The sequence below is a fragment of the Candidatus Eisenbacteria bacterium genome, from assembly GCA_035577985.1.
Classification (GTDB): Bacteria; Desulfobacterota; Binatia; order DP-6; family DP-6; genus DATJZY01.
Genome location: DATJZY010000127.1, coordinates 59,406 through 66,666, shown reverse-complemented (window position 1 = coordinate 66,666; position 7,261 = coordinate 59,406). Strand labels below are relative to the sequence as shown.

Annotated in this window: 7 protein-coding genes; 5 read left to right on the top strand and 2 right to left on the bottom strand. The window is 70.5% G+C overall.

The features are described from left to right. Positions 1-98: 98 nt before the first annotated feature. Positions 99-395, bottom strand: coding sequence for a hypothetical protein (locus VMS22_18480; GenBank protein ID HXJ36024.1), 297 nt, complete (start codon positions 393-395; stop codon positions 99-101). A gap of 532 nt (positions 396-927) precedes the next feature. Between VMS22_18480 and VMS22_18475 the strand changes: the two genes are divergently transcribed. The 5 genes from VMS22_18475 to hflK are packed head-to-tail and all read left to right on the top strand — an operon-like array spanning position 928 to position 6,604. Continuing rightward, positions 928-1,872, top strand: a complete 945-nt coding sequence (locus tag VMS22_18475) for a M23 family metallopeptidase (GenBank protein HXJ36023.1) — start codon at positions 928-930, stop codon at positions 1,870-1,872. After that, positions 1,866-2,597: a ZIP family metal transporter gene (locus tag VMS22_18470; protein ID HXJ36022.1), complete on the top strand. Its 732-nt coding sequence runs from the start codon at positions 1,866-1,868 to the stop codon at positions 2,595-2,597. Before VMS22_18475 ends, VMS22_18470 begins: the two co-directional genes overlap by 7 nt. A gap of 7 nt (positions 2,598-2,604) precedes the next feature. After that, a complete protein-coding gene (locus tag VMS22_18465; protein HXJ36021.1) occupies positions 2,605-4,782 on the top strand; it encodes an SO_0444 family Cu/Zn efflux transporter in 2,178 nt (725 codons plus the stop codon). Further along, complete coding sequence (locus VMS22_18460; GenBank protein HXJ36020.1) at positions 4,779-5,669, top strand: protease modulator HflC; 891 nt, start codon at positions 4,779-4,781, stop codon at positions 5,667-5,669. The genes VMS22_18465 and VMS22_18460 overlap by 4 nt, the downstream gene beginning before the upstream one ends. An 8-nt stretch (positions 5,670-5,677) precedes the next feature. Beyond that, on the top strand, positions 5,678-6,604 hold the full coding sequence (gene hflK / locus VMS22_18455; GenBank protein ID HXJ36019.1) for an FtsH protease activity modulator HflK: 927 nt from the start codon (positions 5,678-5,680) through the stop codon (positions 6,602-6,604). Here hflK and VMS22_18450 read toward each other — a convergent pair. Then, a complete protein-coding gene (locus tag VMS22_18450) occupies positions 6,550-7,251 on the bottom strand; it encodes a cation transporter (GenBank protein ID HXJ36018.1) in 702 nt (233 codons plus the stop codon). The two genes, hflK and VMS22_18450, sit on opposite strands and share 55 nt — an antisense overlap. Positions 7,252-7,261 lie beyond the last annotated feature (10 nt).

Here is a 7,261-nt window from a genome sequence, read left to right as displayed (position 1 = left end):
CGAGCTCGGCGCGGCCCCGACCGCAGCGCTGGCAGACGTGCACTCGCGCGAGCTCCAGCCGCTTCACACTGCCCTCGTAGCCGCCGCGAGGGGGGCGGTCAACGGGCGGCAGGTCCGTTGACGCTGTCGACGCGCCTACGCCATGGCTCGACGCTCGACATCGCCACCGCGAACAACGGCAGCGACGATGCGTCGTTCGTGCCGAACACTTCGCCGGTGTGTGGGGACAGCACGGCGTCGGGCGGCGAGGGCTGCGATCCGCCCGGTACCACCTGTGCGTTGGGTTGCGCGAGCGGCACCTGCAGCGTGACCTGTCGCTGCCAGTAGCAACGAGACACTGATCGCAAGATGCGGCGCGCGTGGGCCGGCGGCTCACGCGCCCCGCTCGCGCCCATCGCTCCCCACGACGCGTTTGACAGCCGCGCACGTGGGGTCTAGGTGCGCGTGGGTCGCATGAGAGATGGTCGATCCTCGCACGGCCTGCGCCGCGTCGGAGCGGCGGTCGGCATCTGGGCGCTGGTCGCTCAACTCGCGCTTCCTCCGCTTCATGCGTGGATCGTAGCCCGGGGGAACGAGCTTTCGACGGCCCCCGTGTCCGCCGGTAGCGGGGCCAACTTCCTACTCGGCGCGAAGACGGCGCAGGTGCCGCTCCACGACGGATCGGACTGCCCGGTGTGCCGGAGCTTGCTCCAGGCCCGCCACTTCCTCGCGCCGCCGGCTCCAGGATCGGCCGCGACGCCGTGGCTTCAGCCGCGCATCGCGAACCCGACGGCGGCGGTTACATCCGCCGCCATCGCGCGCCTGGCGTCGCCGCGCGCTCCTCCTCGTCGCGCCTAACAGCGCGCGTCCACCACTTCCACGTCCGAGTGCCACATGGCCCTCCGTGACGGGGAAGGCCTTTCATGGTGTTCAACGAGGAGGTTTCTCATGCTCGACGTTCGGGTCGTGTCCAGCGTCTTTCGGCGCTGGCGGTTGCCCGCGCTGGTGACTGGCATCACGCTGGTCGGCGGCGCCGCTGCAGTGCGCTCGACCGTCGAGCGCCTCCACCATCGGGCCGGCGAGGTACGTCGCCTCCGCGCGCGGCTAGCCGATCGGCAGCGCGAGATCGATCGCCAGCGTCAGGAGCTGGCGGTGATCGCCGCCGCCGTCGACGACCTGGTGCCCTCGACCCTTGCTCTCGGAAGCCACGCGACCCCGGCGCAGCAGGCGGGGGAACCGGCGGAGAGCCGCGCGGCACAGCCCCGGCTGGTGGCCGTACCCGCTCCGCGCGTCGACGACGCGACGCCACCGGGGACGATGCGAACGATCGCGACGCTCGCATGGGAGGAAGAGCAGATCGCCAGGTCGGGCGCCTCCTTGGTCGGCTTGATCGACCTCGCCAGCAAGTGGGCTCGCGAAGCGCGCGCCGTGCCGACTCTGTGGCCGGTGCGAGGGCGCGTCAGCTCGCCGTTCGGGTGGCGGCCATCCCCGTACGGGGGCGAACCGGAATGGCATCCTGGGATCGACATCGTCGCAGCGTACGGAACGCCGGTACGCGCGACGGCCGATGGCGAGGTCGTGTTTGCCGGTCCAGACGGCAGCTATGGCGCATCGGTCGTCCTCGATCACGGCGCCGCCACGACCCGCTACGCGCATCTGTCGGCGATCTGGGTGCGTCCGGGTCAGAGCGTGCGTCGCGGCGATCGGCTGGGCGCGCTCGGCGGTACCGGCCGCGTCACCGCGCCGCACCTCCACTACGAGGTGCGCGTCGGCAACGAGCCGCTCGATCCGGAATGCCTTCTGGAGGATCGCTGCGGCCCGCCCCAGGAAGCGCTCAGGCGTCGCGGCGCGGTGACCTCGATCGCCAGCAGATCGGTCCCTAACCCATGGTGAACCCGCTCGTCTTCGTCGCGGTCGCCGCTGCCGGCGACGTCGCCGGATCGCTCGTGGTGACGCGAGCACACCACGGCGGCCAGGCGCCGCTGCGCTATTTCGTCGCAGCGGGTGCCGGGTTCATGCTGGCCGCGGCCTTCGTGCGCATGCTGCCCGAGAGCACGCACGTGCCGCACGCCTTCCTGTTCGTGCTCTTGGGATACTTCGGCGTCCACCTCTTCGAGCACACGGTCGCTCCACACTTCCACTACGGCGAGGAGACCCATACCGAAGCGCTGCTGCGGCCGTCGGCCGGCGTGCTCGCCGTCCTGGGGCTTGGCGTCCACACGCTCTTCGACGGGGTCGCGATCGCGGCTGGGTTCATGGTGGGTCCGGCGCTCGGCGTCCTGCTCTTCGTCGCGGTACTCCTCCACAAGGTGCCCGAGGGCTTCACCGTCGCCTCGATCGTCCTGGCGACCGGGCACTCGCGGCGGGCCGCAATCCTCGCCGGTACGGCGCTCGGGTTGTTGACCCTGATCGGCGCCGTGGGAACAACGCTCTTCGCGGGCAGATACGTCGGCTACGCCCTGGCCCTCTCGGCGGGCGTCACGATCTACGTGGCCGCGTCCGATCTCATCCCCGAGGTGAATCGCGAAGGCGGCCCCGCACTCGCGTGGACCGTATTCGGTGGGCTCCTTCTCTTCACGGGCGCCGACTGGGTGATGTCGAGCTTCGGACTGGAGTGACGCTCTCGTGTTCGTGATCAGCCTGCTCACGGCCGTCATTACGCAAACGTTCTGGGTGCTCTACGAGGGCGCATTCTTCATCCTGGCAGGCTTCGCGATCGCGGGCGTGATCCACGTCCTCCTCGATCCCGACCGGATCGTTCGTTACCTGGGCGAGCGGAGTCTGCGCTCCGCCGCCATTGCGGCCCTCCTCGGGGCTCCCATTCCACTCTGCTCCTGTGGGGTGCTGCCCACGGCGGTATCCCTGCGGCGCAAGGGGGCGAGCCGCGAGTCGACCCTCGCCTTCCTCATCTCCACCCCCGAAACAGGCGTCGACTCGGTCGCCATGACGCTCGCCTATTTCGGGCCGCTCCTCGCAGTCGTGCGGCCGCTGGCGGCGATCGCGACGGCGCTCGTGGCAGCGGCCCTGTCGCTGCGCCGGTCGCGCCCCGGGGACGAGCCGCCGATGGAATCGGCGGCGCCTCCCGAACCAGAGGTCGATCACCACCACGCCGCCGCCGGCGCGGCTGCTCCGCAGACGGAGCCGACACATCGCGGCGATCACGCCGTCCTCGCAGGGTCTTCACGCGCCGCGCACGCCGAGGCACTGGGGCGCCACGCGATGCGCTACGCGTTCGTCGACCTCTTCGACGAGTTGAGCTTCTGGTTGGCTCTGGCCATCGTCATGACCGGGGTGCTGTCGGCCCTGCTGCCCTCCGACTTCTTCGCGCGCGTGTTCCCGTCGTCGTTCGCCGCGATGATCGCCATGGTGATCCTCGGGATCCCGCTCTACGTTTGCGCGAGCGCGTCCACCCCGCTCGCCGCGCTCTTCGTCTCCAAGGGCGCATCCGCCGGCGCGGCCCTCGTCTTCCTACTCGTCGGGCCGGCGACCAACGCCGCCACGATCGCGACCATCACGCGGCTCTTCGGGCGCTCCTTCCTGCGCGTCTATCTCGGCGCGATCATCGGCGTCGCGATCGCGGCCGGCTTGCTGCTCGACCTCGTCGTCCCCGGGCTCGGGAGCGGCGTGCGAATCGGCGCGCCCGGAAGCGTGGAGTATCTCGGCATCCCGAAGCTCGTCGCGGCGTTCGCGCTCGTTTGGCTCCTGTTCGAGTCGCTCGGCCGGACGGGATTGCGACCCGGGCTCACCGAGCTCGCCGACAATGGGCGTGCGGCCGTCGGCTGGCTCCGACGGATGCGACTGCGGACCCTGGTCGCGAGCCGCCCCGTTCAAGCGCTCGCGCTGCTCTGGATCCTGGTGACGCTCGCGGGCGGCTTCTGGCGCGTGCCGGTCGGCGAGCGCGCGATCATCGAGCGGTTCGGCGCGCTCGCGGGAGCGCCGCGCGAGCCAGGCCTCGCGTTCGCCGCGCCCCTCATCGACCGGCTCGAGCTGGTACGTGTCGACGAGGTACGCGAGCAACCCGTCGGGTATCGCACGCTGCGCGGCACGCTCGCACGCGAGTCCCTGCTCGACCAATCCCTCTACGTCACCGCCGACGAGAACGTGATCGACCTCCACGCCGAGGCCCAGTACCGGATCTCGGACCCGGTGCGCTTCCGCCTGGGCGTCGAAGCGCCGGCCGAGGTGCTCTTCGGCCTCGTCCGGGCACGGCTCGTCGAGGCGATGGCGAGCCGTCCGATCGACTTCGTCTACACCAACGATCGCGCGGAGGTCGAGAACTGGCTCCTGGAACGCGTCCGGCACGACGTGGAGGAAGCCGCGCTCGGCATCGACGTCCTCGCCGTGCGCCTGCTCGACGTTCACGCCCCCGCGTCCGTGCACGACGCCTTTCGCGACGTGGCGAGCGCACACGAGGACCGGCTGACGACGATCCACCAGGCGAACGAATACGCCGCGGGCGTGGGCGCGGTCGCCCGCGGCGAGGCGGCGCGCCTCGTCGCGGAAGCCGAAGGCCAGGCGAGTCAGCGTCTCGCGGACGCCGCCGGTGCCGCGTCGGCATTCACTGCGCTCGCCGCAGAGCACAAACGCGCGCCGCGTCTGACGGAGGACCGGCTCTACCTCGAGGCGGCCGAGCGGGTTTTGCCCGGCGCGCGCAAGATCATCCGCCCGACGGCCGGAACGGCCAAGGGGTACGAGCTCTGGCTGCGGGGCAACGGCGCGCCGATCGTGTTCCCTCCGTCTCCGGCCGCTGCGAAGTCAGGCGCCACGCCACCGCCCCCGTCCTTGGAAGGAGACTCCGAATGAGATCCCGCATGTTGACCGCGACGCTGGCCGTGCTGGTCGCACTGGCGGCGTTCGGCTCTGCCTTCGTCGTCGAAACGACGGAGTACGCCGTCGTGACGCGGTTCGGGCGTCCGACGCGGACCTACACGACGCCCGGCCTGCACTTCCGGGTGCCGCTCGTCGACCAGATCGTCCGGATGGACGCCCGCCTCCTCATGACCGAACCGCCCATGGCCGAGTACCTGACGCTCGACAAGAAGAACGTGGTCGCGCGCATCTTCCTCACGTGGCGCGTCGGCGATCCGCTGCGCTACCTGCAGACGGTGCAGCTCCGCGATGCCGCGGAAGCACGGCTCGCCGCGGTCACCAGCTCCGAGATCGGTGCCGCCTTCGGCTCGGTGCCGTTCGAAACGTTGGTGTCGACGGATGCCGACAAGATGCGTCTGGGCGCGATCGTCGACCAGATCGAGCAGCGCGTCCGCGACACCGCCGCGCGCGAGTACGGCGTCGACCTCGTGTCCCTGCGCGTCGAGCGCCTCGCGTTCCCGCAGCAGAACGAGGCGAGCGTGTACCAGCGCATGCGGGCCGAGCGCCAGCGCATCGCCAAGCAGTTCCGGTCCGAGGGCGAAGAGCAGGCGCTCAAGATCCGAGCGGAAGCCGACCGCGAACGGGCCCGACTCCTCGCCGAGGCCGATCGCAAGGCGGCGGAGATCCGCGGCCAGGCCGAAGCCGAGGCGGCGCGCATCTACGCCGACGCCCTCGGGGCGGACCCGGACTTCTACCGGTTCGTCCGCACGCTCGAGGCGTACGACAAGATCGTCGACAAGGATACGACCGTCATCCTGCCGGCCGACTCGCCGCTCATGAAGGGCCTCCTCGGCGCACCGGGCGCCGGAGCGACGCGGTGAGGAGCCGCATGACGAAGCTTCTCGCGACGCTCGGCGCACCGCGAGCGCGTGCGATCGTCGCCGTGGCAGGCGTGCTCGCATATCTCGCGAGCGGCTTCTACACCGTGCCCGCGACGAGTCTCGCGGTGACGCGGCTGTTCGGCGCGACCGTCGACGCCGCGGTACCGCCGGGCGTTCACTGGTGGTGGCCGCGTCCGATCGGACAGGTGGATCGGGCCGAGGTGACGCGCGCGTTCACGATGCCGGTCGGCTACCTCGCGATCGAGGACGCCCGCGGCATGCAGCCGGATCCTTCCATAGCGAGCTGGCTCACGGGCGACACGAACATCCTCCAGCTCCGTGCCAAGGTGAACTACCGGATCGCGGACCCGGCGAAGTACCTGTTCGGGAGCGAGCAGCCCGCGCAGGTCCTGCGCTACGTCGCCGGCTCCGCCTTCACCGAGGCGGCGAGCTCGCTCTCGGTCGACGACCTCCTCACCTCCGGTCGCCTGGCGCTCCTCGAGCGCGTGCGTGCGCAGACGCAGCTCTTGCTCGATCGGTGGGACGTCGGGCTCCAAGTGCTCGCGGTGAACCTCGAGTCGGTCGGGCCGCCAGCGGTCGTCATGGCCGCATTCCAAGATGTCCAGAACGCACGAGCCGACCGCGAACGGCTCGTGTCGGAGGCGGAGACCTATGCGAACGGCCTCGTGCCCGTTGCTCGCGGCGAGGCGGAGCGGAAGGCCAACGAGGCGCTCACCTTTCAAAACCAGCGCGTGAGCCGTGCCCACGGCGACGCCGAGCGGTTTGCCAAGCTCGCCGCGGAGCACCGGCGCGCGCCGGACCTACTCGAGCGACGTCTCTACCTCGAGACCGCGGAGCGCGTTCTTCCGCGCGTCCGGCGCTACGTGCTGGACCCGGGCGGTGACGGTGCGCTGCCCATCCGCATCATCGAATGAGTCGACGGGCTGCTGGGCATCGTCGGCGTCTCGTGGCCGCACGCGACATTCGCAGGCCAGGTCAGCTCCCGGCGAAACGTGATGAGCGTCTGCACGCTCGGCACGATGATCGCCGCGGCGATGACGAGCGCGAGGATCGGATCGAACACGGCATGGCCCGTGAGGAGCGTCAGCGTCCCCGCGAGCACCGGCGCAAGGGACACCAGGGTATCCCCGAGATTGTGGACATAGGCGAGTCGGATCGCGGGGTCCTCGCGACTGGCGTCGCGGAGGGCGCGCGCCACGCCCCAATTTCCCGCGGCCGCGACGAGACCGACGACGACGGGAAGAACGGCGAAGAACGGGGGCGGCTGGCCGAGGCGTTCGACCGCCTGCCAGACCAGGAACCCGCTGATGCCGAGCAGCCCGACGGAGTTGAAGAGATTGGCGAGCCGCAGCGCATTGCCGGAGAGTCCGGCCGGCAGCGTGTATGCGACGACGAGCATCGCCAGCGCCACTTCGTCGGAGACGTTGTGCACGCCGTCCATGATGAGACTGAGGCTGTTGCCGCCGACTCCGGCGGCCAACTCCGGGACGAGAACGGCCGTGTTCAATGCAAGCGCGAGAACGAGCGGTGGTCGGCGATGCGCCATCGTGGCCGCGGCCATCTCTACCAGT